The organism is Streptomyces sp. GQFP (assembly GCF_021545335.1).
Taxonomy (GTDB): domain Bacteria; phylum Actinomycetota; class Actinomycetes; order Streptomycetales; family Streptomycetaceae; genus Streptomyces.
The window spans coordinates 4,863,827-4,889,351 of record NZ_CP089312.1; the positions used below are offsets into that span (position 1 = coordinate 4,863,827).

A 25,525-nucleotide genomic window follows, 5' to 3' on the forward strand; every position below is an offset into this window, starting at 1 on the left:
TTGTGGCTACTTCTGGGCGGGCGCGGCGGCCGGACCGGTCTGCCGCGGGAGGTTCTGTGTCGCGTTGGCCCCCGTGCCGATCGCCTGGTTGCCGACGATGCTCGTACCGCCCTGCTGGATGACGCCCTGGTTGAGGATGGTCTGCTGCTGGGCGCGGAAGTCGGTGGTGTCGTAGCCGCGTGCGTCGAGGAACTCCCGGATCGCGGCGAGGGTGTGGCGTTGCACCGCCGAGGTGACCCGGTCGGCGTCCACGACCTGGAAGTAGTTCTGGTAGACGGGGCTCGTCGCGATCTCCCGCATGCTCATCCGGGCGCCGTAGTCGAAGACCGGGTCCTGCTCCATGGCGGTCAGCTCGGCCGCCATCCGCTGGGTGCGCCGGGTCTCGAACCGGGCCTGGCGCAGCGCCCGGGAGGGCGCGCCGAAGAACGCCGGGCCGGTGCGGTGCAGAGCCTCCGCCAGCAGTCCGCGCTGCCGCTCGGGGGTGAGCGGGTCACGCAGCCGGTCCACGACGTGGTAGACGGCGCCCACCGGTCCGAGCACATGGTTGCCGCAGTGCAGGTGCAACGTCCTGCCCTCGGTCGAGAAGTGCAGCAGCACGCTCGGCACCACGTCGCCGCCCCACAGCGGCACATGGACCGCCAGGTGGTAGCGGACCGTGCCCGTCGGACGCAGCATGATCTCCTCGACCGCCTCGGCCGGCAGCCTCGTGGCCGGTGTCAGGCCGGCGGTCGTCATGAACCGTTCGTCGTCGCCGATGGTCGTGCCGTCCACGAAGACCCGGTCCTCGATGGTGAGGGAGCCGAGGGATTCGGAGGATGCCGGGGCCTTCGGCGCGGTGTCCGCGATGCCGTCGGCGCCGTCGCGCGCGGCGACCGTGCGGAGGTGTTCGTGTACGTGGGCGACGAGTTCGACGACGGTGAAGGCAACCGGCCCGCCGGGGCGCGGGCGCTTGTCGACCGGGTCGTCGGCGGGCAGGAGCGGCACGGCGACCGACCAGGTGGAGGCGGGCGGCGCGTAGCCGACGAACGGTGAGAACCCGCTGTACACGGTGACGTTGCCGTCCCGCGCCTCCTTGACGACCGCCATCCGGTCGACGATCCACTGCTTCAGCGGCAGGGCGGGCAGCCGACGCCGGGCGAACGCAGCGCGGGTCATGGTGGTGCGCAGCAGCAGGTCGATGCCGAGTTCGTGCCGTACGACCGTCACGTATGCGAACACCACCGCGCCGACGGAGGCGAGCACGGCCGGGATCCCGGCCAGGTAGGCGCCGAGCAGCCAGGCAATGAACCCGGACACGGGCAGGGACGCGATGGCGGCGGCGAGGGGGAAGGCGAAGGGCACCGCCACTGCCGCGGTGACCACCGTACTCACCAACGCCCTGTTGCCCGGCTGGTGTTGGCCCCGGGTGGCGAGGCCGGGCCGGGAGCGGCCCACGCTCGCGGTGAACGAGAGGAACACCGCGCTGAACAGCAGCCACAGCGGCGCGAGCACCGCCACGACCGCGAACGCGCCCGCCAGCCGCAGATCGCGGCGCCGGCGGATCTCCTGTGCCGCCAGGCAGTGGTGGGCCACCGCCACCAGGTCGACACCGGGCGAGGGCGCGACGGCACTGGCCTCGTCCGCGATCACCCCGTCCACCACCCGGTCGGCGAACTCCTCGTCGACGTATGCCGCTGCGCACAGATACCGGGTGACATCACCCGGCATGCTCCCGACCGGCATGTGCGCCTGCGGGGTCGTCATGGCGACACCTCCCTTTCTCGGGCGGAACGGCGCCCTGGTGGCGCCGGCCGACCCTGTGATCCGTACACGTGGTGGTCCGGCGGTCAGAAGAGCGATCAGGACACCGGCCAGCAGGCCGAAGGCGAGGGGGGCGTGCAGGAGTTCGGTGCGCAGCCAGCGGTCCGGCAGTTCCAGTCCGTCGACGTAGGTCTCCAGGAGCAACCAGCGCAGTACGGCCACGAGTTCGGACACCAGCACGACCGCGAGGAGGCAGCGGCCCCAGCCGACCGTCTCGCGCGCCCGCAGCCTCGCCATCACCCAGGCGAGCGCCACCAGCAGCAGCACGACGCTGATGTTCTGCACGACCAGCATGGAGGTGCCGAGGTAGTCGACGTAGTCGTCGGCGTAGTCGTCGGCGGAGAAGTCCCACCTGGGGACGAACGCCCCCTCGACCAGCCAGCGCGTGGCCGCGTCGTCGTAGTGCTCGACGTAGAAGTCCCCCGCCTGCCGCTGCCCCCAGGGGCTGCCCACGAGGAGGAGGAACAGGCACAGCAGCGTGATGCGCCCGCGTAAGGGCGGACGGGACAAGGGTGGTCCGAGTCGGAGCCGCATCCTAGGGCTGTCCCCGTTCGGGGCGGTGTCGACACCGCCCCGAACGAGAGTTCTATGACAGTTACTGGGTCGTGAGGTAGGCGCGCTCGATCGTCTGGACCAGCGTGTTGCCGGCCCGGTCGGTCAGCTTGGCGCGCAGCGAGACGGAGCCCGCCGTGGCCGGGTGGGTCAGCGCCAGGTGCGTACCGACGGCCTTGGCGTGCTGCCAGGTGGCGCCGTCGTCGTACGAGACCTCGAAGGCGAGCTTGGCGGGCCGCTGTCCGGCCGCCGCGCCCTCGACGGTGAAGGGCACCGAGAACCGCTTGCCCGCCTTCGCCTCCGCCGTGCTGGACAGGCTCAGGTCGGGCGAGAAGCGGACCACCGACAGCGGCAGCCCGGTGTTCTCGTCCTCGGGGGTGGTGGCGGAGCGGAAGGTCCACTCCGTCCGGACGCGGGTGCTGACCGGATACACCGCCGGATCACGTGAGGCGTCCACGGTCAGCCGGTACGCGCTGTCCTCGGCGGGAACCGTGTATTCGGTGAGGTCGATCGGCGAGTAGCCGTAGTCGTCGGGTATCTCCTTGCCGTCCGCCTGGAGCGAGCTCGACACCGAGGTGTAGTCGCTGAGGCCCCAGTGGCCGGAGCCGTCGCCGAACTGCGGCAGGAAGGCCCTGATGGTGTTCCCGTACCGCACGATGCCGGGCAGTCCGCGCTCCGGTCCGAGGTCGCCCTCGGCGGGCAGGACCGGGCCGAAGACGCCGACGTTGAACCGCTCGGTGTAGCTCCGTCCGGCCTCCCAGGTTCGCGGCATCCGCATCAGGAAGGTCTCGGCGTGCCTGTCGCGGTCCTCGCCGAACATCTGCCACATACGGAAGGACCACTTGACCTCGTTGTCGAGGACGTAGTCGGTGGTGCGTATCGGCAGGTCGCCCCTCAGGTCGGTGGCGCCGAAGATCAGGTCGCCGTCGGGTGTGTGCGGCGACACCTCGATCTGGACGCCCCTGCCGCCGACGGGGACGCCCGCCTGGAGGTCGACCTTGGCGAGCTGGTCCTGCTCGACGGTGGCGGCGAAGCCGTCCAGCCTGCCGGTGCGGTTCCAGGCCAGGTGGTAGGTGACGGGTCGGCCCTCGTCGTCCTCGCGGGTCCAGTCACCGGCGTACACGGCGAACGTGCCGTCGGCGGTCGGCTCGGGTCCGAGCTGTCCGAAGGTGGTGCCCTCGAAGGTCGGCAGGATGTACTCCATGGTGGCCGCGCCCAGGTCACCGCCCCGGTCGTAGCTGAAGAGGACCGTGGCCTCGGTGTTCTCGGCCGCCGCGTCGGGCACGGTGACCTTCACCGGCCGCGCCTGCCGGGCGTCGATGGTGACGGTGGTGTCCTTGTCCAGGGTCATCATCGGCTGCACCAGGATGGCGTGCTCGGCGGATTCGTAGGAGGGGTGGATCACCCCGCTCAGCGTGTAGACGCCCTTGGGCACCCGTACGGTCAGCTCGCCGTCCTGCTCGTCGGCGAGGTCGGCGTAGAAGTCGCTGTGGATGGCGCTGATCTGGGTGGCGGCGTCGCCGATCGGCTCGCCGTTCTCGTCGAGGTGCCTGATCGTCAGGTCGTACGACTCGACCTCGCGCTCCACACCGACAGCGGTCCGCACCTGGACCTTCCCGTCGGCGGAGACGGCCTGCACCGAGCCGCCGAAGGAGCCGTCGGTGGTGCCCGCGCGGGTGTCGGCGGTGACGGAGGCGCTCGCCTCGCCGCCCGCCGGGACGGTGAGCTGCTTCGGTGAGACCTCGAACATGCCCTCGGCGGCGGGCTTGCCGTCCACCGAGAGGGCGTCGACGGACAGGTCCAGGGTGACCGGCTCCGTACCGAGGTTGCGGTACGTCACCTCCTTGGTCGCCGGAGCGTCGTCGCCGTGCGGCCACTGCTGGAGACCGAAGTCGAGCGGCTGCTGCTCGGTGACGACGCCCTGCTCCAGCGCCCGCACCAGATCCGTACGGCCGGTGCCCTGCTGGAAGGAGCTGTACGCGCCCGGCTTGGCCGAACCGGTGAGGACCGCCTTGATGCGCTCGCCGCTCCAGTCGGGATGCTGCTGGGCGAGGATGGCGGCGGCGCCCGCGACATGCGGGGTCGCCATGGAGGTGCCGTCGAGGGTGAGGTAGCCGGGTATGTCGGAGGGGTAGAACTCCTCCAGCAGGCTTCCGGCGGCAGCGGCGGCCGTGATGGCGGCACCGGGCGCGGTCAGGTCGGGCTTGACCCCGCCGTCCCCGACGCGCGGGCCACGGCTGGAGAAGTCGCCGAGCGCGTCGGACTTGTCGACGGCGCCCACGGTGAGCGCGGCGTCCGCGCTGCCCGGCGAACCGACGGTCCCCTCGCCGTACTCGCCCTCGTTGCCGGCGGCGATGACGAAGAGCGAGTCGGACTCGGCGGAGAGCCGGTTGACCGTCTCCTCCATCGGGTCGATGCCCGGCATGTCCGTACCGCCGAGGCTGAGGTTGACGACGTCGGCGCCCTGCGCGACCGCCCACTCCATGCCCGCGATGATCCCGGAGTCGTAGCCGCCTCCTTCGTCGTCGAGAACCTTGCCGTTGAGGATCTTCGCGCCCGGGGCGACGCCCTTGTACTTGCCGCCGTCCTTGGCGCCCGTCCCGGCCGTGATGGACGCGACGTGCGTGCCGTGGCCGAACTTGTCGGCGGTGCCGGACTCCGAACCGGTGAAGTCCTGCTCGGCGATCACCTGGTCGGAGAGGTCGGCGTGGGCCTTGTCGACGCCGGTGTCCAGCACGGCGACCTTGGTGCCGGTGCCGTCGTACCCTGCGGCCCAGGCGGTCGGCGCGCCGATCTGCGGGACGCTCTTGTCAAGGCTGGCCTTGCGCCGCCCGTCGAGCCACACCTTCTCGACGGCGGTGGGGGCGGTGAACTCCGCCGTTCCCTCCGTCTGGTCCCCGGTGACGGCGTTCCAGAACTCGGTGGCACGCTTCTTCACCGGGCGCATCGCCTTGCCGTTGACCACCGGAAGCGCCCGGCCGATCCTCGCCCCGGCTCCCGTGAACGGGGTCATCGAGGGCGCCTTCTTGCCCTTGAACGTGACGATCAGCGGTACGTCGGTACGGCCCGCGTCGTCGTACCCGTCGGCGACCAGCTGGGTCACGTCGAACAGCCGGGCGTCCAACTTGCCCTGCGCCAGCAGCAGTTCGGCGTCACCGGGCACGACCCGGGTGTGTCCGTCGACCTCCCGGACGGAGAACGGCACCCGCTCCCGGCCCTCCGCCCGCACCACACCGGTGACCTTTCCGGCACCATCCACCATGACCTGGTCACCGGTGACGAGGGTGACCGTCTTCACGGCCTCGGCCGAACCGGCCGCCTTGCCGACACCCACCTCCGCCGTACTGACCGTGCCGGCGCCGCCGGCGTCCTGGGCTTCCGCACCCGGCACACCGGCCAGCAGAAGGGCCGTGGAGGCCACCCCCGCCGCCACGACCGCACGCCTTGGTCTTGCGCGTAACTGCACCTGAACTCCTGACACTTCGGAATCGGAAGGCTTCGGAAGGAAGCCGTCCCGCGAACGCCGGACGACTCGCGCCTAGAGACGGACGGGGGTGGCGCCGGGTTGGAAAAAGATCCGACGTGTTTCTGACGAGAGATCAGTCTGCCGCCCGCCGTGGAACCTCCGCCTCCACCGTTCGGCCAGTACAGAGGGGGTTTCGGTCCGTGGGTTCCGGCCGTTCGGCCGAGGCGGAGCTGCCCTCCGAGGCAGCAGATTGGGCTGCCGGGACCCGGGCAGATGCGCGGGGTGACACGAGCGGCGAGGGAGTAGGACACATGACGAAGGCACCACTGCACGGGCCGCGGACGAACCGGCACCTGGCGTGGGTCACGGCGCTGGCCGTGGCCGCGCTGATCGCCACCCAGTGGCTCGCCTCGGCGGGTCTCCCCGCCCACTGACCTGCGCCGCGTGCGATGTGGGCCAGGTCTCATCCGTGGGTTGTTACGCCGGAGGAGGCTGCGGTGTCTCCATGCCGACGGGGCGACAGCACTAGGGAGACATCATGAACGAGAACGTCGAGGTGGTCGTGGTCGGCGGAGGGTACGGAGGTGTGACGGCCGCCAACCGGCTGGCTCGGCGCGTCGGTGTGTCGGTGACCCTGGTCAATCCGCGGCCCGAGTTCGTCTCGCGGATCCGGCTGCACCAGCTCGTGACCGGCTCCGACGACGCGGTCGAGGGCTTCGGCGAGGTGCTGGGCAGGAATGTCCGGCTGGTCGTCGACAGCGCGACCCGGATCGACGCCGGCGAGCGCCGGGTGTCGCTGGCGGGCGGTGACACTCTCTCGTACGACTACCTCGTCTACGCGGTGGGCAGCGGCGCCGCCGATCCCGGTGTGCCCGGAGCGGCGGAGTTCGCCCACTGGGTGTCCGACCTCGAGGGCGCCGAACGACTGCGGTCGGCGCTCGACGCGGCACCCGCGTCGGCTTCGGTGACCGTGGTCGGGGCCGGTCCGACCGGTCTCGAGACCGCCGCCGAGCTGGCGGAAACGGGCCGCAAGGTCACCCTGGTCTGCGGAAACGTGCTCGGCCCCTCCCTGCACGCCCGGGTCCGCCGCCCGGTCGCCCGTCGGCTCGCCCGGCTCGGTGTGACCGTCCTCGAAGGTCCCGGCGCACAGGTGACGGAGGTGACGGGCGAGGGCGTACGGCTGGGCGACGGCCGCGAGGTGCCCGGCGCGGTGACGATCTGGACGGCGGGCTTCCGGGTCCCGGACCTGGCCGCCCGCAGCGGGCTGCGCACCGACTCCGCGGGCCGGCTGCTCACCGACACGACACTCACCAGCGTGGACGACGAGCGCATCGTCGCCGCCGGGGACGCGGGAGTGATGCCGGACCACCCGTTCCGGATGAGCTGCCAGGCCGCCGTACAGCTGGGCCCGGCCGCCGCCGACACGATCCTGCGCCGGATCTCGGGGAAGACGCCCGCTCCGGTCCGGATGTTCTTCGCCGGGCAGTGCCTCAGCCTCGGCCGGAAGGAGGGCGTCACCCAGTTCTCGTACCCGAACGACAAGGTGAACGCGCTCAGCATCAGCGGACGGACCGGCGCCGGCGTCAAGGAGATCGCCTGCCGGTTCACCCTCAACAAGCTGGTGTCCGGGGCACGCAAGGCAAGTTCGCGCCCGGCCCACGTGTCCCCCCACGGCGACATCACCGGCCGTACGACACCGTCCGACACGCGGCCTGCCGCCTAGGGTCTGTCTGTCCAGGGTCTGTCCGTCCGGCATGGGGGACCGACCGCGAGAGAGGTAAGCGCACGACATGGACGACCACGTCACCGACCCTGTCCCCGACCCCGGCCCGGTCATCGACCCCGCGACCGAGGCCTTCGTCGCCCACCGGGACCTGCTGTTCACCGTCGCCTACGAGATGCTCGGCTCGGCGGCGGACGCCGAGGACGTCCTCCAGGAGGCCTGGCTGCGCTGGGCCGAGGTCGACCTGGCCCAGGTGCGCGACCCGCGCGCGTACCTGGTGCGGATCACGACCCGGCAGGCACTCAACCGGCTGCGCACCCTGAAACGGCGCAAGGAGTCCTACGTCGGACCCTGGCTGCCCGAGCCACTGCTCACCGCGCCGGACGTGGCCGAGGACGTCGTCCTGTCCGAGAGCCTGTCGCTCGCCCTGATGTTCGTCCTCGAAACCCTCTCGCCGACCGAGCGCGCCGTCTTCGTCCTGCACGAGGTCTTCGACTTCGGCTACGAGGACATCGCGGCCGTGATCGACAAGTCCCCCTCCGCGACCCGTCAGATGGCCTACCGCGCCCGCAAGCACGTCGACGCCCGCCGGCCGCGCACACCCGTCTCCCCGGAGGAGACCCGGGCGGCGCTGGACTCGTTCCAGCGGGCGCTCGCGACCGGGGACCTCCAGGGGCTGCTCGACGTGCTCGCCCCGGACGTCGTCCTCGTCAGCGACGGCGGCGGGCTCAGGATGGCGGCCCTGAAGCCGGTCGTCGGCGTCGACAAGGTGCTCCGTTACATGGCCGGCAGCGCGGGCAAGGCCGGCGGCATCCTCACCGGTGAGCCCACCACGGTCAACGGCAACCCCGGGCTCGTCCTGCGCGTGGACGGCGTGATCGACGGCGTACTGGCCGTCCGGATGGAGGACGACCGGGTCACGGCTCTGTACTACGTCCGCAATCCCGAGAAGCTCACCCGCGTCGAGTCCGAGGCCTCTCTCACCTCCCGCTGAGCCGAGAGCTGAGCCGACAGGAGACAGGGGACAGGGGAGACAGGGGCGAGGGGGGCCAGGAGCCCGGGACCTCTGGCTCCTGGCCCCCTGTCTGCCTCAGGCGTCGAACTCGTGTTCCCGGGTCTCCGGGAGCGCCAGCAGACACAGGAGGCTCACCAGGCAGAGGCCACCCGTGTAGAAGCCGAGGACCAGCGGGGATTCCCAGTGGCTGTTCAGCCAGGTGGCGACCGACGGGGCGAAGCCGCCGCCGAAGGTGTTGGCCAGGATGAACGCGGCGGAGGCGCCGGTGTAGCGCATCCGGGCCGGGAACAGTTCCGCGAGGAAGGCCGCCACCGGGGAGAACATCAGCGCGAGGAACATCAGGCCGACCGTGTAGGCGCCGGTGATCACCAGGCCGTTGCGTGAGCTGAGCGAGGCGTACATGGGTATCGCCCACACCACGCAGCCGACGGCCCCGGCCAGCATCAGCGGGCGGCGGCCGATCCGGTCGGACAGCCTGGCCACCGGGAGGGTGATCGCGATTCCGGCCGCCGCGCCGATGCTCGCCGCCGTCAGCATCGTGTTCCGGGGGATGCCGAGTTCCTGTGGGCCGTAGGACAGGCTGTAGACGATCGTCAGGTAGTAGACGGCCGAGCCGCCGATCGCCGCGCCGGTGCCGAGCAGCAGCCGGCCGGGGTACTGCTTGACGAGCGTGCCCAGCGGGAAGCGGGGCGCCGACTCCGGCTGGGGCGTGTGTGTCCTGGCCTTGAAGACCGGGGACTCGGAGACCGTCGTCCGTACCCACAGGCCGACCACGACGAGCACCGTGCTGAGCAGGAACGGGATGCGCCAGGCCCAGTCGGTGAAGCCCTCCATGCCCACGATGTTCATGGTGGGCAGGATGACCGCGGTGGAGAGCAGGAAGCCGAGCGAGGGGCCGATGTTCGGGATCGACGCGTACAGCGCGCGGCGGCCCGGCGGCGCGTGTTCGGCGGCGAGCAGCACCGCCCCGCCCCACTCGCCGCCCATGCTGACGCCCTGGAGCAGACGGAGTGTCACCAGCAGTACGGGGGCGAGGAGTCCGGCGGTCTCGTACGTGGGCAGCAGACCCACGCCGACCGTGGCCACGCCCATCAGCAGCAGGGAGACGACCAGGGCCTGTCTTCGCCCGAGCCGGTCACCGATCGTGCCGAACAGGACGACGCCGAGGGGGCGGGAGAGGAAGGCCGCGGAGAAGGTGAGGAACGCGGCCAGGGACGAGAGGGTCGCGTTGCCGGAGGGGAAGAAGGCGGGGCCGAGGACGAGTGCGGAGGCGGTGCCGTACACGGCGAAGTCGTAGTACTCGATCGTCGTGCCGACGAGACTCGCGACGGCGACTTTCGGTGCCTCGGTCTTTTCCGACCGTTGTGGGGAAACGGTCATTGTCGGTAATTCAGGCATGGGGGGTCACTTCCAGGTCCTGAGGTGGTCCTGATTGGGAAGGGGAGTCACCCTAATCATCGAAATTCAATTTCGACAAGAAACACTTCCTGTCAATTGGCTGTCAATACTCATGCCGCCAGCCGTATAAAAATTTCCCCGCGGCTACACCTTGCCAACCAGCAGCCACACGAGAATGCTCGTGTCCGCATAACTTGAAAGTTCTACAACCATCGATTTTCGGACACGGAGAATCGCAATTCCCATGCTGAAAACGGGCAAGCAATTACGCTTGAGAAGACTTTCGCTCGCGGGTGACGACCGTCATCTGCTCATACCTCTCGACCACAGCGTTTCGGACGGTCCAATCGTCCCCGCCGACAAATGGGACGACCTGCTGCGGGCGCTGGTGGCCGGCGGCGCCGACGGGATCATCGTCCACAAGGGACGCGCCCGCTCCTTCGCGCCGGACATCCTGAGGACCTGCGCGCTCGTGGTGCATCTGAGCGCCAGCACCGCCTGCTCCGCCGACGTCCACGCCAAGGTGCTGGTCGCCGACGTCGAGGAGGCGCTGACGCTCGGCGCGGACGCGGTCAGCGTCCATGTGAACATCGGCTCGGACACCGAGGCCCAGCAGCTGGCCGACCTGGGGGCGGTGGCCCGGTCCTGCGACGCGTGGGGCATGCCGCTGATCGCGATGGTGTATCCGCGCGGGCCCCGGATCGAGGACCCGCGCGATCCCGCCCTCCTCGCCCATCTGGCCAACGTCGCCGCCGACCTGGGCGCGGACATGGTGAAGACGTCCGTCGCCCTGCCGATCGAGCGGATGGCCGAGGTGGTGGCCAACAGTCCCATCCCCGTCCTCGCGGCCGGCGGTCCCCCGGACGGCTCCGACCTCGTCGAGTACGGCACCGCCGTGATGGCGACCGGCTGCCGGGGGCTGGCGATCGGGCGCCGGATCTTCTCCTCCCCCGCGCCCGCCGCACTGGTGTCCCGGCTGTCGGCGGTCGTGCACGGGGGCGGCTCCTCCGGGGGCGGTCTCTCTAGTGACATGCACATGACTAACTACTCGACGATCGTGGCAGGAGTGGCATGAGGTTCGCATGGATCGACCTGCGTGAGGTTCCCCGTCCGCAGCTCCAGGCGGTGGTGGACGCGGCAATCCACGCCCGGATGGCGGGAGTCGTGGCCTCCGACGCGGAGTTGCTCGGGACCTTGCCGCCGACTGTCACGCGGGTGCTGGTTCCAGGAGGGCCTGCGCCTGCTGCGGTGAAGAAGCTCGGCGACAAGGAGGCGAAGGAGGCGAAGGCTGGGGACAAGGAGGCCAAGTCCCCGGCCGGGGGCGGAATCGACGTGCTCCTGCGGAAGTTCGCCACCCAGGACGAGCTGGACGCCCTCGCCGCCGATCGCCGCGCCGGCACCGGAAACACCGGTGGTGGCAGACAGGTCTCCGGCTTCATCGACGTACGGGACGACCGCACCCTCCAACTGTCCTGCGCGGGCGCGATGGTGCTGCCGTACACGGTGATCCACTTCGCCGATCCGACCAAGATCCCGCTGGAGATCGTGCTCGCGGCGGCCGAGTCCGCCGAGGGCAAGCTGGTGACGGTCGTCGACGGTCTGGAGGAGGCGGCGATCGTCTTCGACGTGCTGGAGCGCGGCTCGGACGGCATCCTTTTCACGCCCCGCAGCGCCGACGAAGTGTTCGCGCTGGCCCGGCTGTTGGAGGCGACGACGCCCCAACTGGAGCTGTCCACACTGACCGTGGAGAGCATCCGGCACGTCGGACTCGGCGACCGGGTCTGTGTCGACACCTGCTCGCACTTCGAGGAGGACGAGGGCATCCTCGTCGGCTCCTACTCCTCCGGGTTCGTGCTGTGCTGCAGCGAGACACACCCGCTTCCGTACATGCCGACCAGGCCGTTCCGGGTCAACGCCGGTGCCCTGCACTCGTACACGCTCGGCCCTGACAACCGTACGAGCTACCTCAGCGAGGTCGGCTCCGGCAGCGCGTTGCTCGCCGTCGGCGCCGACGGGCGTACCCGGCGGGTCGTCGTCGGGCGGGCGAAGCTCGAGTCCCGGCCGCTGCTGGAGATCCGTACCCATGCCGAGGACGGCCGGCTGGTCAGTCTGACCGTGCAGGACGACTGGCATGTACGGGTGCTCGGCCCGGGCGGGAAGGTCCTCAACGTCACCGAGCTGCAGACCGGGGACGAGTTGCTCGGCTATCTGGCCGCCGACAAGCGCCATGTGGGCCTGCCCATCGGCGAGTTCTGCAAGGAGGTCTGAGGTTCGATGCCCGAACTCGAATCAGATCTCGCATCAGACCTGGGCGTGCTGGTGCTGCGGCTGTTCGACGCGCACGACGACCGGCTGCCGTATCTGACACACCAACAGGAGACGGTCACCCGGGGCGAGTTACGTGAGCGGGTGAGCAAGCAGGCCGCCGTCTTCGCCGGGTACGGCATCGGGCCGGGCTCCACCGTGGGGCTGCGGACTCCGCCCAGTTTCACGCAGATCGAGGTACTGCTCGCCCTGTGGCGGCTCGGTGCGCAGGTGCTGCTCTTCGACTTCCGGCTCAAGCCGCCCGAGGTGGCCGCGCTGTGCGGCTCCTGCCGGCCGCAGTTCATGGTCAGCGCCGGGTCCAACGTCCGGGCCACGTTCGGTTTCCGGTCCGAGTACGAGGTGCTCACCGAGCGGCGCCGAACCGGACTCCCGGCCACCACCGGGCACCGGCTCGTCCAGTTCAGCTCCGGCTCCACCGGACGGCCGAAAGTCATCGGCAGGACGGCCCGTTCGCTCGCCACCGAGGTGGACCGGTTCGCCGGGGTCCCGGGGATGCCGGTCAAGGGCGACCGGCTGCTGCTGCTCAGTTCGACCGCGCACAGCTTCGGACTGATCGGCGGCCTGCTGTACTCCCTCGCCGCCGGTGTCTCCGTCGTCTTCGCGCCCCGCGTCTCCGCCCGCGACATCCTGCGGACCGCGCGCGAACACCGGATCACCGCCGTGTTCGGCGTCCCCGCGCACTACGAACTCCTCGTCGCCGCACCCGATTCCGGCGCCTTTACCGGACTGCCTGACCTACCTGACCTACCTGACCTGCGGGTCGCTGTGTCGGGCGGCGAGATCATGCCCCCGCAGGTCGCGGCGGAGTTCGCGCGGCGGTACGGCGTGGGGGTGGGTGAGGCGTACGGGACCACGGAGACCGGCATCGTCGCCATCGACGTCGGTGGCACGCTGCGGCCCTCTGTCGGGCGGGCGGCGCCGGGTGTGGTGGTGCGTGTCGAACGGGGCGAACTCGACGTCGCCCTCGACGAGTCGCCGTACCTCTTCGACTCGGGCGGTACGCAGTACGCCGACGGGTGGCTGCACACCCGGGACCGGGCCGAGGTCGACGTGACCGGCGCGGTGTTCGTGCGGGGGCGGGCCGACTCCCTCGTCGTCATCGGCGGGCTCAAGGTGGATCTGACCGAGGTGGAGAACGTACTCCGCGAGCATCCTGCCGTTGAGCAGGCGGTGTTGGTTCACGAGGGCGTGACCGAGGCGTATGTCGCGGTGCGGGCGGGTTTCGAACGGCCTTCCGCCGAGGAGTTGGTGCGGTGGTGTCGGGAGCGGGTGGCTGATTTCAAGGTGCCTCGGGTTGTGCGGGTGTTGGATTCGCTGCCTCGTACTTCCAACGGGAAGTTGGTGCGGCAGGCCGCCGCTTTGCGTTCCGCCGGGTAGGGCCGCTTGTCGCGGTTGTCGGTTGGCTGCTGGCCCATTGTGGCTTGTCGCGCAGTTCCCCGCGCCCCTGTCGGGGCGCTCTACTCCCCCTTTTTCTGGAGATGTTGGCCATGAGTACTTCTACCCTGGAAGACGAGATCCGCGAGTTTGTTCTGGGCGCGGTCGTTGACGACATGAACATCCTGATGAGCCGCGACGGCATCACGGACGACAGTCCGGTGACCGTGGGTGGGCTGGATGTCGACTCCCTGAGCCTGATCGAACTCACGTTGCGGCTGGAGTCGCGGTTCGGGGTCGAGATCCCGGACACCGATATCGAACCCCTGGCCACCCTGACCCTCGGCGGGCTCGTCGCCGAGGTCGTCCGTCGCGGTGCGAAGGCATGAGTACGAGTACGGGGGCCGCCGGTACCGGTACCGACATCACCATCGACTCCGTACGGGAGTTGCTGTCCGACCGAAAGGTGTTCCCGGGGTTGCCCGACGATCTCGGCGAGGATGCCGAACTCGTCCTGGATTCCCTGGGGTTGGTGTGGCTGCTTCATGTGGTGGAGGAGCGGTACGGGCTGGTCGTCGAGCCCAGTGACGAGGAGATCGCCGGGCTCACGTCGCTCCGGCGGCTCACTGGATATCTGCGGGGCGTCCAGGAAGGGGGCGTTCGGGGTGAGTCGTGAAGTGACGGTCACCGGGTATGGCGTACGGACCGCCTTCGGTGAGGGTGCGGATGCCTTGCGGCGCGGGGTGTTCGCGGGGGTGCCGGCGTTTCGGCCCACTACTCGGTTCGATACCGGGCCGTACCGTACGGCGTTCGCGGCTGCGGCTCCCGACGGGGCGGACGCGGTGGAGGGGTGGGCGTTGCGGCGTGCGCTCGGGCGGTGTGGGGACGATGCAGTTGGGATGGCCGGGCTGGGTCGGGGTGCCGAGGCTGCTGTGCTGCTCGGAGTTGCCGGTGACCACAGCGGTGTTACGCGGTACTGGCGGAACGCTCCGCGGGAGGGGTCGGATGAAAGCCGCGGGCCGTCCGTGGCTGGTCGCGCAGTTCCCCGCGCCCCTATCGGGGCGCTGCACGCGGCGGAGTCGGATAGCAGCCGCACAGACACCGCCTCGCATCTCGCCGATGCCGTGCCCGCGCACCTGGCCGAGTTACTGGCCGGAGGCCTCGGGATTACCGGGCCCCGGCTCACCTTCACCAATGCCTGTGTTGCGTCCGCCGCCGCCATCATTCATGGGTGTCGGCTGATCTCGGCCGGGCGGGTCGATGTCGCTGTCTGTGCGGGTGGGTATCTCGTCGAGGAGGAGACCTTCGGGAAGTTCGACTCCGGGCGGGCGTTGTCGCGGGACGGGATGGTGCGTCCGTTCAGTGCCGAGCGGAGTGGGCTGCTGCTCGGCGACGGGGTCGCCGCCGTCGTACTGGAGTCCGCCGAGCACGCCCGGCGGCGCAGGGCCCGGCCGCTCGCCTCGGTCGTCGGATGGGGCGCCGCCACCGACGCCCACCACATCGCCCAGCCCCACCCGGAGGGTGCCGGCCTCGCACGGGCCGCCCGGCAGGCGTTGCGGCTGGCCGGGGATCCGGACGGGGCGTCCCTCGACTACATCAACGCCCATGGCACCGGCACCAAGTACAACGACGGCGCCGAGACGCGCGGCCTGCGCGCCGCCTTCGGGAAACGCGCCGAGTCGATACCGGTCAGCTCGACCAAGAGCACCACCGGTCACCTCCTGGAAGCCGCGGGCGTCGTGGAGTTCGTGATCACGATGCTCACCCTGCTGGACGGCGTACTCCCGCCGACCGCCGGATACGGCACCCCCGACCCGGAGTGCGACCTCGACTACGTACCGAACAAGCCGCGCCCCGCCGATCCTCGCCGCGCCCTCACCATCAACGCCGCCTTCGGGGGCGCCAACACCGCACTCGTCCTGGAGCGGCCATGACCGACTCCGTAGTCCTGCCCGCCTCCCCCTCCCCCTCCCTTTCCGTCCTCGCCGCCGCCATCGCCACCCACGGCACCGGCCGGGACGACGACATCGCGCTGCCGAAGCTGCCGGGCTTCGTGGAGTCCGCGTTCAGTCCGCTGGCTTACGAGGTCGCCGCGAGGTGTCTGACCGCGTGCCCCGGGGACGGGGACCGTACCGCCGTGGCTCTCGTCAGTCTGGCGGGTGACACCACCACCGCCGATCTGGCCAGCTCGCGCATGGTGTCCGGGCGGGTCCACAACCCGCTGCTGTTCATGCAGGCCACCGCCAACTCCGTGCTGGGGCACATGAGTCGGGAGTTCGGGATCACCGGCCAGATGTTCAGCCTCTCCACCCTCGCCGACCCGCTGAACGAACTCCTCGCCATGGCCGACCTGTTGCTGGAGGACCCGGAGCTGGACCGGGTTCTGGTGCTCGGTGTGGAGCTGGAGGGCGGCGAGCGCGTGGCCGCCGTGCACCGTGAACTGGCCGCCGAATACGCCGAGTACAGCGCGCGTCCGGTGCCGGTCCTTCCCGCCTCTGCCGGACTGGCGGCGGCCGTGCTGCTCGGGCGTTCCGGAGACAGCGGGGCGTCGCAGGTTCCGGTCCGGCCCACCGCAACGACGACCGGTCAACTCGGCAGCATCCAGACCCTGTTCGAGCTGGCCGCCACCCACACCAAGACAACCGAGACAACCGAGACAAGAGAGCCCCATACCCATGCTCATCAGTAGGCAGGAGCGGGCCCGGATCTGCTCCGACACCGAACTGGGCGCCGGTAATGTCCTGGCGCGGCTTGCGGCGTACGAGCGTCCGCTCGACGAGGTCGTCCTGCGCATGGACGGCAACTGGCAGGCTCCCGATGGGAGTTGTCCCGCACATCTCACCCTCGGGGAGTTGTGCGAGGTCGTCGAGACCTACGCCGGCTGGTACGCCGCCCAGGGTGTCCGGCCCCGTGACCCCGTCGCCCTCCACTCCTACTCCAGCGCCGAGTTCGCGGTGAACTTCCTCGCGCTGACGTCCCTCGGCGCGATCCCGTCGTTCGTCAACGGCAACCTGCCGCCGGACATCGCGCGGGAGTACGTACGCCGGCAGGGCGCCGTGGGTGCGTTCACTGACCGGGAGCACCACGACGTGCTGGCGTCGGCATCCGGACCGGACTCTGGCCTCGGCTTCTGTGTGACCGCCGCCGACATCCGCCCCGAGCACCGCGCCTCGCTCCCGTCCGCCTACCCCTACCGGCACGATCCGACCGACCCGGTGCTCATCTCGCACTCGTCCGGAACCACCGGTATGCCCAAGGGAGTTCCGCACACCCATCGGACGCTGATGTACGCGCAGTTGCACCGCCTGCGCTACTCCACCGGCACCGACATGGAACGGACGCTGGTGGGACTCCCGGGCGCGCACAACGCGATGGTGGCAACGCTGCTGTACTGCCTGCTCCTGCGCACCGACATCAAGCTCCTCTCCAGCCAGCGCGGCACCGAAGTCCTGGACGCCATCGAGGAGTTCAGGCCCACCACCGTGCTGGCCTTCGCCGGGACCTTCGGCGAGATGGCCGCCGAGGATCTGACGGACCGTGATCTCTCCAGCGTGCAGGTGTGGTTCAACACCGGTGACGCGGCACACGAGGCGCACATCCGGGCCCTCGTACGGCACGGCAGCCACCAGACCATCGGCAAGGATCTGCGACGGGTACGGGTCGACGGCTCTGTCTTCGTCGACGGGCTCGGCTCCTCCGAGGCCGGCTACTCCGTCTTCCACAACCGGCACACCAAGGACACCTCGGCCTACTCACGCTGCGTCGGCAGGCCGATCAGCTTCGCCGAGGCCGCCGTTCTCGCCGAGGACGGCACCCCGCTGCCGCCCGGTGAGATCGGCCGCCTCGGCCTCAAGTCCCCGACGCTCACGCCCGGTTACTGGAACGACTCGCTGACCTGGAACCGGATGCGCCTCGGTGGCTACTGGCTCACCGGTGACCTCGCCCACCAGGACGAGGACGGCAACTTCTACCACCTCGACCGCGCCCCGGACGCCATCCGCACCCGCGCCGGTGTCGTCTTCAGCACCCGCACCGAAGAACTCCTGCTCCGCGAACTGCCCGAGCTGGCCGACTGCACGGTCGTCGGGGTCGCCCAGGACGGCGTACGGGCGGACTGGGACGGCGACGGAGTGGCGGACGCGTACGCGCTGCTCCAGCTCTCCAATGAAGATGAGGGTGCAGATGAAGAGCGCCTCGGCGACGGAGAGTTGACCGAACGCGTGAACTCGGCACTCCAGGCTGCCGGCTTCCCCCCTATGACCCGCGCCCTGCGCATGAAGCCCGACGACGTCGCCAAGGGCGCCACCGGCAAGGTCCTCAAGCGGGTCATGCGCGACCGATTCACCGCCTCCTTTGCCGCCCCCGCCGCCGAGGAGCGCCGATGAACACGGGCCCCGAAGGCGTCAACCACCGTGCCCGGGCCGGTGAGGCGTACCGGTTGTGGTGGCAGCACGACGCCAACTGGTATCAGGCGGTGGCAAGTCGGTTCGGGCAGGAGGCCGCCAACGAGCTGAACGCTGAAGCGCTGCGCAAGGTCGCGACGCATGTCGGACAGCGTGTCGGCCGCCTCTCCGGCCCGCTGCCCGACACCGGTGACGCCCGAAAGGATCTGGAGGAACTCCGCCGCCGGTACGACGACTGCGGCGACCGGATGTTCCCGCCGGAACTGCGCAACGCCTCCACGGAAGTTGAGGAGGAGGGCGAGAACGACGGGCTGATCGTCCTCACGCTGCGTCGGAACTTCGCCATCACCATGGTGCGGATGGCAGGTTCGCTGGACGGCTACCGCTGCCCGTGCACCGACATCCACGCGGGCTGGTCCGAGGGCCTCGGCGTCACCCTGACCGAGAACCGCGCCGAGACCTGTCTGCGCGACGGCGACAAGGCGTGCCGCCTGTTGATGCGCGTACGCACCCCCCTCACTCACGCACATCCCGCCACTCACGACGGTACGGAGGACTGAGCACCGTGCGGATACTTGTCGCCGGAGCCACTGGCGTGGTCGGACATCCGCTGGTGGGCGCGTTACGGGCGCGCGGCCACCAAGTCAGCGCGCTGGTACGGGAGGAGTCCCGGGCCCGCGCCCCCGAGGCTGACACGATCGTGGTCGCCGACGCCCTCGACCGTGCCGCGCTGCTGGCCGCCGTGTCGGACGTACGCCCCGACGTGGTCGTTCATCAGCTCTCGGCACTACGGCTGTTGCGCGACGACCCACCCGAAGCCTTCGCGCGGACCGCCCGGTTGCGCACCGAGGGCACCGCCAACCTGATCGCTGCGGCCCGCGCCGCCGGTGCCCGGCGGCTGGTCGCACAGAGCATCGCCTTCGCCGCCGCGCCGACCGGTGAGGCGATCGTCGACGAGAGCGCGCCACTGTACGTGGATGCCCCGGACCCGGGTTGGGCGGCCACCGTACGGGCCGTAGCCGACCTGGAGTCCCAAGTTCTCGACAGCTCCTCCGAGTTGAGCGGGCTGGTGCTGCGGTACGGGACGCTTTACGGCCCCGGCACCGCGTACGCCCGTACCGAAGGGGGCACAGCCGGACGGGTGTTGGCGGGGAAGCTGCCGCTGCCCGAGGGCGGGGCCGGGATCACCTCGTTCCTGCATGTGGAGGACGCCGTGGGGGCGGCGGTGGCGGCCGTGGAGTCGGAGGCCACCGGCGCCTTCCACATCACGGACGACGAACCGGCCCCCGCAGCACAGTGGTTGCCCCACTACGCCGACGCGCTGGGCGCCCCTCCCCCTCGTACGATTCCGGCGGCGATGGCACCCCGGCTGCTCGGCTGGTTCATGGCCCACCAGTTGACCTCGGCGCCCGGGGCATCAAATGCCCAGGCCCGTACGGCACTTGGCTGGAAGCCGGTGCGGCCGAGCTGGCGCGACGGGCTGGGCCAGGAATGACCGAACCCGCGCCCAGTCCGGGTGAGGTTCTCACCGTGTGTGTGATCGGCGCCGGTCCGCGCGGGCTCTCGATCCTGGAGCGGCTCTGCGCCAACGCGGGCCAGGCGGGCCGCCCGGTCGTGGTCCACCTCGTCGACCCGTACCCGCCCGGGCCGGGCGCGGTGTGGCGCACCGACCAGCCGCCCGAACTGCTGATGAACACGGTCGCCTCCCAGGTCACCCTGTTCACCGACGACAGCGTGCCGTGCGCGGGCCCGTCGATACCGGGCCCGAGCCTGTACGAGTGGGCGCGCGCCCTGGGACCCGGGTCGTACCCGGCCCGGGTCCTGGCGGAGGCGCGGCAACTGGGACCGGACACGTATCCGACCCGCGCCTTCCACGGCCACTACCTGGAGTGGGTCTTCCGGCACCTGTTACGTACGGCCCCCGACCGGGTCACGGTCCACACGCACCGCTCGACCGCCGTCGCCCTGGCCGACACCCCGGACGGGCGCCAGACCGTGACCCTGGCGGACGGCGGCGAACGGCTGGCCGGGATGGACGCGGTCGTACTGGCCCTGGGACATGGGCAGTTGACTCCGGCTCCCGAGGAGCGAGACCTGCGCTCCTTCGCCGCCGGGCATACGGGCCTGGCCTACGTCGGCCCCGCCAACCCGGCCGACGCCGATCTGAGCGGCATCCAGCCGGGCAGCCCGGTCGCCCTGCGCGGGCTCGGCCTGAACTTCTTCGACCAGCTCGCGCTGCTCACCGAAGGCCGGGGCGGCACCTTCAAACAGGGCGACCGGGGTGCGGGCCTCGTCTACATCCCGAGCGGCAACGAGCCGGTGCTGTATGCCGGTTCGCGGCGCGGAGTGCCGTACCACGCACGCGGCGAGAACGAGAAGGGCGCGCTCGGCCGCCACCACCCGCGCTTCCTCACCCCGGAGGTCATCGCCGGACTTCGGAGCCGCCCGGTCGGCTTCCGCGCGGACATCTGGCCGCTGATCGACCGCGAGGTACGGACCGTCTACTACGAGGCGTGGATCCGGGCCGCCCAAGGCCCCTGGGCGGCAGCGGAGTTCGTACGATCCTGCTTCGCGGGGCGCGATCCCGAGCCGGTCCTCCTCGACCGGTACGACGTACCGCCGAACGAGCGCTGGGACTGGCGGCGCGTTGAACGCCCGTACGGGGACCGGCATTTCACCTCCCGCGCAGACTTCCGGGAGTGGCTGCTCGGGTATCTGCGCCGGGATGTCGTCGCCGCCCGCCTCGGCAATGTGAACGGCCCACTGAAGGCGGCGCTGGACGCACTGCGGGATCTGCGCAACGAGGTCCGGCTGGTGGTCGACCACGGCGGGGTCTTCGGTGCGTCGTACCGGGCCGAACTGGACGGCTGGTACACGCCGTTGAACGCGTTCACGTCGATCGGCCCGCCCGCGTTCCGGATCGAGCAGCTGATCGCGCTGATCGAGGCGGAGGTGGTGCAGGTGGTGGGGCCGGGGATGCGGGTGCGGATACGGGCGACGGACGGTGATCCCGGTTCCAGCAAGGCCGGTTTCCTCGTGGACGCGGAGAGGGTGTCGGAGGCGCCGGTGCTGGTGAGGGCGCTGGTCGAGGCGCGGCTGCCCGACATCGACGTGCGGCGCAGCGCCGATCCGCTGGTGCGGGGGCTGCTGGCGGAGGGCGGGTGTGCCCCGTACCGACCAGGCGGCCAAGAGACGCACGAGGCGTACGAGTCGGGCGGGATGGCGGTGACCGACGGCGCTCCCAGGCTGCTGGACGCGTCGGGACGACCGCACCCGCGCCGGTTCGCCTTCGGGGTGCCGACGGAGGGGGTGCGCTGGGTGACGGCGGTCGGCATCAGACCCGGCGTGGGCTCGGTGACGCTGGAGGACTCGGACGCGATCGCGCGGGCGGTGCTGAGGCTGGGCGAGCAGAAAGTGCCCTTATCTGCAGGCGAATTGATGGGTGGTCAGACATCAGGCGCAGGGAGTCGATGAGCCGATGAGCATGAGCGGGAGGAAGGTGTCCGCGTCCTCCGTCGGCACCGACGCGGGGCTGCTCGCCCCCACCTGGGCAGGTACGCCGGCGGCGGCCGAGGTGACCGACGAGGCGTGGCTCCAGGCCATGCTGGACGTGGAAGTGGCTCTGGCCCAGGCCCAGTTCGCGGTGGGCCTGACACCGGCAGCCGCTCTGACGGCCATCGTCTCGGAGGCCCGGGCGGACCACCTCGACCTGGTCGCCCTGGCCCACGCGGCCCGCGCCGCCGCCAATCCGGTCGTGGCGCTCGTCCCCGCCCTCACCGAAGCGGTGGCCGCCAAGGATCCGGCCGCCGCCGAGTACGTCCACCGGGGTTCGACCAGCCAGGACATCCTCGACTCGGCGGCGATGCTGATCGCCCGCCGCGTCCTGACCCTGATCTCCACCGACCTCGACCGCACAGCCGCCGCCCTGGCCACACTCGCCGACACCCACCGCCACACCGTCCTGGCCGGCCGCACCCTGGCCCAGCACGCGGTACCCACCACCCTCGGTCTGAAGGCGGCGACCTGGCTCCAACTGGTCATGGACGCCCGTACGCGAGTTGTGGCGGTGGCGGCCACGCTCCCGGCCCAACTCGGCGGTGCGGCAGGCACGTTGGCGGCGTACCGCGAGTACGCGGCCCTCGACGGCGGGGCGGGAAGAGCGTCCGAGGGTTCGGGCGGAGTCGAGCTGCTGACCCCCTTCGCGAAGGCCCTCGACCTGGCCGAACCGACCCTCCCCTGGCACACCGTACGCACACCGATCGCCGAACTGGGTGCGGTACTTCAGCTGGTCACCGGGGCGCTCGGCAAGTTCGCGCTGGACGTGCAGACAATGTCCCGTACGGAGATCGGCGAGGTCTCCGAACCGGCGGCGACGGGACGCGGAGCCTCGTCGGCGATGCCGCAGAAACGCAACCCGGCCCTCGCGACGCTCATCGTGTCGGCGGCACGCCAAGTACCGGCGTACGCACTGGTGTTGGCGCAGTGCCTGCTGGCCGAGGACGAACGTCCGGCCGGGGCGTGGCACGCCGAATGGCAGCCACTGCGGGAGGCACTGCGCCTCGCGGGCGGCGCGGCGCACACGGCGGTGGAGCTGGCGGAGGGCCTGATCGTCCACCCGGACCGCATGCTGGCCAACCTCCACCTGACGGGCGGAGCAGTCGTGACCGAGCGCTTGGCGGTGGCACTGGCCCCGGTACTCGGCAAGGCGAAGGCGAAGAAGCTCCTCGCGACGGCATCGGCGGAGGCGGCGGAAACGGGCCGCCCACTGACCGAACTCCTCACTACGCACGAGGAGTTGTCTGGGAACCTCACCCCAGCCCACCTCTCGGACCTGCTCGACCCGACCCGCTACACGGGCGCGGCGGACGCCCTGATCGACCGAGCGCTACGCGCATACGAGGGCAACGGAGGCGTCGTCCGATGGGCAGAGTGAGAGTGAGCGATGTGAGCGGCACAGGCAGCGCGGGCGGTACGAGCGGTGCGGGGAAGCCCCGGTCGTCCTGGCCGGTCCTCCTGGTCGTGGTCTGCGCGCAGATGCTGATCTGGCTGGACACGTCGGTCCTCAACGTCGCCGTCACCACCCTGGCCGACCCGGCCGACGGACTGGGCGCGTCCCCGGCCGAGTTGGAGTGGGTGGCGAGCGCGTACACCCTCGTCTTCGCGGGCGCCCTGTTCGCGGGCGGCGCGCTGGCCGACCGTTTCGGCCCCCGGACCACGCTCCTGGCGGGCCTGGCGCTGTTCGGCGCGGCCTCGGGAGCAGGCGCGTTCGCCTCCTCCCCCGGCTGGCTGATCGTGGCGCGGGCCGTGATGGGCGCGGGCAGCGCACTCCTCATGCCCGCAACGCTGTCGGTGATCGTGCAGAGCACCCCGGAGGAGAAACGTACGCGGGCGATCGCGATCTGGAGTTCGTCCAGCGGCCTGGGCGTGGCCGTGGGCCCGGTGGTCGGCGGGGCGCTGCTCAGCAACTTCTGGTGGGGCTCGGTGTTCCTCGTGAACGTGCCGATCGTGGCGCTGTGCATGGCCGGAGTGGCAGCGGTCGTACCGGAGTTGAAGAGTCCGAGGCGTCGCCAACTGGACCTCCCCGGCCTGGCGTTGTCGGTCGTGGGCCTCGGTGGAGTCGTCTACGGGATCATCGAGTTGGGCAACGGCCGGACCTGGTACGGCCCCCACGTCCTCCTCCCCCTCCTCCTGGGCGGCGCGTTGCTGACCGCGTTCGTGGCGGGCCAGCTCAGATCACCGGCCCCCAGTCTGGACGTACGACTGTTCCGGCAGCCCGGGTTCGCGGCGGGCAGCGTCGTGCTGCTGATCGCGTTCATGGCCCTGGCCGGGCACCTCTTCTACGCGGCGTTCTACCTCCAGGGCCCGCGCGGCCTCTCCCCCGCCGACGCCGGGACGGTGATGATCGCCGCCGCGATCGGCATAGTCCTGGGCAGCCAGGCGTCCCCGGCGATGAGCCGCCTGCTCACGGCCCGTTGGACGGTGGCGGCGGGAGTCCTGGCCACGGCGGTCACGTACATCGCGTACGCCTGGCTGGACGGCGGAACCCCCATCTGGTTCATCGCCACGCTGCTGTGGGTGCAGGGCTTCGGCATGGGCCTGGTCGGTACGCCGGTCACGGCCGTGATGATGAGCGGGGTGCCGCCGCAGCTGGCGGGTGCGGGGTCGGCGGTCAACAGCGTGACGCGTCAGGTGGGCGGGACGCTGGGGGTGGCGATGGCGGGTTCGATCCTGTCGGGGGTGTACCGGGCGAGAATGTCGGACACCTCCGAACTACCTTCTGCGGTAAGGGAGTTGCCCGCTCCCGCCGCGGGCCGGGCCCGCACGTCCGCGGAGGCGGCCCGCTCCCTGGCCGACTCCCTCCACCTACCGGAACTGGCGACGACGGCCGACCGGGCCTTCCTCGACGCGATGTACGCGGCCACCCTCTCCATCGCCGCCCTGGCCCTGATCGGCTTCGCGGTATCGGTGGTGGGCCTGCGGACACGGCCACCGAGACCGCGAACCGCAGTCCCGTCGAAGGTGGATTCCAAGTAGCGGACGCAACCGAGAAGAGGAGGTAACAGAGGGTGGAGGAGAGGAACTTGGAGAGCGAGGCCATGATGGCGCAGGCGACTCCCCGGTCGGTCTTCGTCACCGGCGGGAACAGGGGGATCGGGCTGGCGATAGCCCGTCGTTTCGCGACGGCGGGCGACCGGGTCGCAGTGACGTACCGGGACGGGAAGCCGCCAGCGTCGGAGGGATTCCTGTCCGTACGCTGCGATGTGACGGACAGTCAACAAGTGGACCAGGCCTTCAAGGAGGCCGAGGCGGCACACGGCCCGGTGACGGTCCTGATCGCCAACGCGGGCACCTCGAACGACCGTCTGCTGGTCCGGATGACGGAGGACGACTTCGCCTCGGTCATCGACACCAACCTCACCGGCGCCTTCCGGGTCACCCAGCGCGCGGTACGCGGAATGCTCCGCGAGGGCCACGGCCGTATCGTCCTGATCTCCTCGACGGCGGCCCTGCACGGCTCAGCCGGCCAGACCAACTACGCGGCGGCGAAAGCGGGGTTGATCGGCTTCGCCCGCTCCCTGACCCGCGAACTGGGCCCAAGGGACATCACCTGCAATGTGATCGCACCCGGCCTCACGGAAACGGACATGAGCGCCGCCCTCACCCCCGACCAGCGCCGCGACCTCCTCCGCCAGACCCCGGCGGGCCGCCTCGGCCACCCGGACGAGATCGCGGACGCGGTGACGTTCGTGGCGGGGGCGGGGGCCGGGTATGTGCGGGGGGCGGTGATTCCGGTGGACGGGGGTGCGGGGTTGGGGCATTGAGGGGGCAGGTACGAGGTGGGTGTCGAGGTCGCCGGGCGGCACGTCATCTGCACATGCCCGGCCGCCCCAGATGCAAAAGCACAGTTTATAAAAGTGCACTTCTACATCTGGGGGACTTCTGAGCGGTCTACCCGCCCGCGTCGGCCA

20 protein-coding genes are annotated in these 25,525 nt (G+C 70.6%); 17 read left to right on the plus strand and 3 right to left on the minus strand.

Features of this window, described 5'->3' with window-relative positions; translation table 11 throughout:
• Window positions 1-6: 6 nt before the first annotated feature.
• Both LUX31_RS21515 and LUX31_RS21520 read right to left on the minus strand, forming a co-directional pair.
• Entirely contained in the window at window positions 7-2,310 is a 2,304-nt protein-coding gene (locus LUX31_RS21515) for a hypothetical protein (protein ID WP_328285681.1), read from the minus strand.
• An 85-nt stretch (window positions 2,311-2,395) separates the two neighbouring features.
• On the minus strand, window positions 2,396-5,785 hold the full coding sequence (locus LUX31_RS21520; RefSeq protein ID WP_235476547.1) for a S8 family serine peptidase: 3,390 nt from the start codon (window positions 5,783-5,785) through the stop codon (window positions 2,396-2,398).
• 344 nt (window positions 5,786-6,129) lie between these two features.
• On the opposite strand from LUX31_RS21520, the gene LUX31_RS37505 reads away from it, so the two are divergent.
• The 3 genes from LUX31_RS37505 (at window position 6,130) to LUX31_RS21530 (ending at window position 8,535) form a co-directional block, all read left to right on the plus strand.
• The gene (locus tag LUX31_RS37505; protein ID WP_268828177.1) at window positions 6,130-6,252 is read left to right on the plus strand and encodes a hypothetical protein; all 123 of its coding nucleotides are present in this window, start codon (window positions 6,130-6,132) and stop codon (window positions 6,250-6,252) included.
• Between the two features lie 104 nt (window positions 6,253-6,356).
• Window positions 6,357-7,541, plus strand: coding sequence for an NAD(P)/FAD-dependent oxidoreductase (locus LUX31_RS21525; protein ID WP_235476548.1), 1,185 nt, complete (start codon window positions 6,357-6,359; stop codon window positions 7,539-7,541).
• Between the two features lie 67 nt (window positions 7,542-7,608).
• On the plus strand, window positions 7,609-8,535 hold the full coding sequence (locus LUX31_RS21530) for an RNA polymerase sigma-70 factor (protein WP_235476551.1): 927 nt from the start codon (window positions 7,609-7,611) through the stop codon (window positions 8,533-8,535).
• Window positions 8,536-8,631: 96 nt separating this feature from the next.
• Here LUX31_RS21530 and LUX31_RS21535 read toward each other — a convergent pair whose 3' ends face one another.
• Window positions 8,632-9,954 carry an MFS transporter gene (locus LUX31_RS21535; protein ID WP_443045984.1) on the minus strand — a complete coding sequence of 441 codons (1,323 nt, stop codon included), beginning with the start codon at window positions 9,952-9,954 and terminating at the stop codon, window positions 8,632-8,634.
• Window positions 9,955-10,198: 244 nt separating this feature from the next.
• Between LUX31_RS21535 and LUX31_RS21540 the strand changes: the two genes are divergently transcribed.
• From LUX31_RS21540 to fabG, 14 genes are all read left to right on the plus strand, one after another.
• Window positions 10,199-11,029: a 2-amino-3,7-dideoxy-D-threo-hept-6-ulosonate synthase gene (locus LUX31_RS21540; RefSeq protein ID WP_235476553.1), complete on the plus strand. Its 831-nt coding sequence runs from the start codon at window positions 10,199-10,201 to the stop codon at window positions 11,027-11,029.
• The gene (locus LUX31_RS21545; RefSeq protein ID WP_235476554.1) at window positions 11,026-12,222 is read left to right on the plus strand and encodes a 3-dehydroquinate synthase II family protein; all 1,197 of its coding nucleotides are present in this window, start codon (window positions 11,026-11,028) and stop codon (window positions 12,220-12,222) included. The genes LUX31_RS21540 and LUX31_RS21545 overlap by 4 nt, the downstream gene beginning before the upstream one ends.
• 6 nt (window positions 12,223-12,228) lie before the next feature.
• The gene (locus tag LUX31_RS21550) at window positions 12,229-13,656 is read left to right on the plus strand and encodes a class I adenylate-forming enzyme family protein (protein ID WP_235476555.1); all 1,428 of its coding nucleotides are present in this window, start codon (window positions 12,229-12,231) and stop codon (window positions 13,654-13,656) included.
• A 101-nt stretch (window positions 13,657-13,757) separates the two neighbouring features.
• Window positions 13,758-14,042 carry an acyl carrier protein gene (locus LUX31_RS21555; protein WP_235476556.1) on the plus strand — a complete coding sequence of 95 codons (285 nt, stop codon included), beginning with the start codon at window positions 13,758-13,760 and terminating at the stop codon, window positions 14,040-14,042.
• On the plus strand, window positions 14,039-14,329 hold the full coding sequence (locus LUX31_RS21560) for an acyl carrier protein (protein ID WP_235476558.1): 291 nt from the start codon (window positions 14,039-14,041) through the stop codon (window positions 14,327-14,329). The genes LUX31_RS21555 and LUX31_RS21560 overlap by 4 nt, the downstream gene beginning before the upstream one ends.
• A complete protein-coding gene (locus tag LUX31_RS21565; protein ID WP_235476560.1) occupies window positions 14,319-15,587 on the plus strand; it encodes a beta-ketoacyl-[acyl-carrier-protein] synthase family protein in 1,269 nt (422 codons plus the stop codon). The genes LUX31_RS21560 and LUX31_RS21565 overlap by 11 nt, the downstream gene beginning before the upstream one ends.
• Window positions 15,584-16,342, plus strand: coding sequence for a hypothetical protein (locus tag LUX31_RS21570; protein ID WP_235476561.1), 759 nt, complete (start codon window positions 15,584-15,586; stop codon window positions 16,340-16,342). The genes LUX31_RS21565 and LUX31_RS21570 overlap by 4 nt, the downstream gene beginning before the upstream one ends.
• Window positions 16,329-18,038 (plus strand): class I adenylate-forming enzyme family protein, encoded by a 1,710-nt coding sequence (locus tag LUX31_RS21575; protein ID WP_235476562.1) that lies wholly within the window; start codon window positions 16,329-16,331, stop codon window positions 18,036-18,038. Before LUX31_RS21570 ends, LUX31_RS21575 begins: the two co-directional genes overlap by 14 nt.
• Window positions 18,035-18,616 carry a hypothetical protein gene (locus LUX31_RS21580; protein WP_235476563.1) on the plus strand — a complete coding sequence of 194 codons (582 nt, stop codon included), beginning with the start codon at window positions 18,035-18,037 and terminating at the stop codon, window positions 18,614-18,616. Before LUX31_RS21575 ends, LUX31_RS21580 begins: the two co-directional genes overlap by 4 nt.
• A 5-nt stretch (window positions 18,617-18,621) precedes the next feature.
• Entirely contained in the window at window positions 18,622-19,551 is a 930-nt protein-coding gene (locus LUX31_RS21585; protein ID WP_235476567.1) for an NAD-dependent epimerase/dehydratase family protein, read from the plus strand.
• Window positions 19,548-21,530: an FAD/NAD(P)-binding protein gene (locus LUX31_RS21590; protein ID WP_235476568.1), complete on the plus strand. Its 1,983-nt coding sequence runs from the start codon at window positions 19,548-19,550 to the stop codon at window positions 21,528-21,530. Before LUX31_RS21585 ends, LUX31_RS21590 begins: the two co-directional genes overlap by 4 nt.
• 10 nt (window positions 21,531-21,540) lie before the next feature.
• Window positions 21,541-22,989 carry a class-II fumarase/aspartase family protein gene (locus LUX31_RS21595; RefSeq protein WP_235476570.1) on the plus strand — a complete coding sequence of 483 codons (1,449 nt, stop codon included), beginning with the start codon at window positions 21,541-21,543 and terminating at the stop codon, window positions 22,987-22,989.
• Window positions 22,977-24,590 carry an MFS transporter gene (locus LUX31_RS21600; RefSeq protein ID WP_235476571.1) on the plus strand — a complete coding sequence of 538 codons (1,614 nt, stop codon included), beginning with the start codon at window positions 22,977-22,979 and terminating at the stop codon, window positions 24,588-24,590. Before LUX31_RS21595 ends, LUX31_RS21600 begins: the two co-directional genes overlap by 13 nt.
• A gap of 65 nt (window positions 24,591-24,655) precedes the next feature.
• A complete protein-coding gene (gene fabG / locus LUX31_RS21605) occupies window positions 24,656-25,378 on the plus strand; it encodes a 3-oxoacyl-ACP reductase FabG (protein WP_235480006.1) in 723 nt (240 codons plus the stop codon).
• Window positions 25,379-25,525 lie beyond the last annotated feature (147 nt).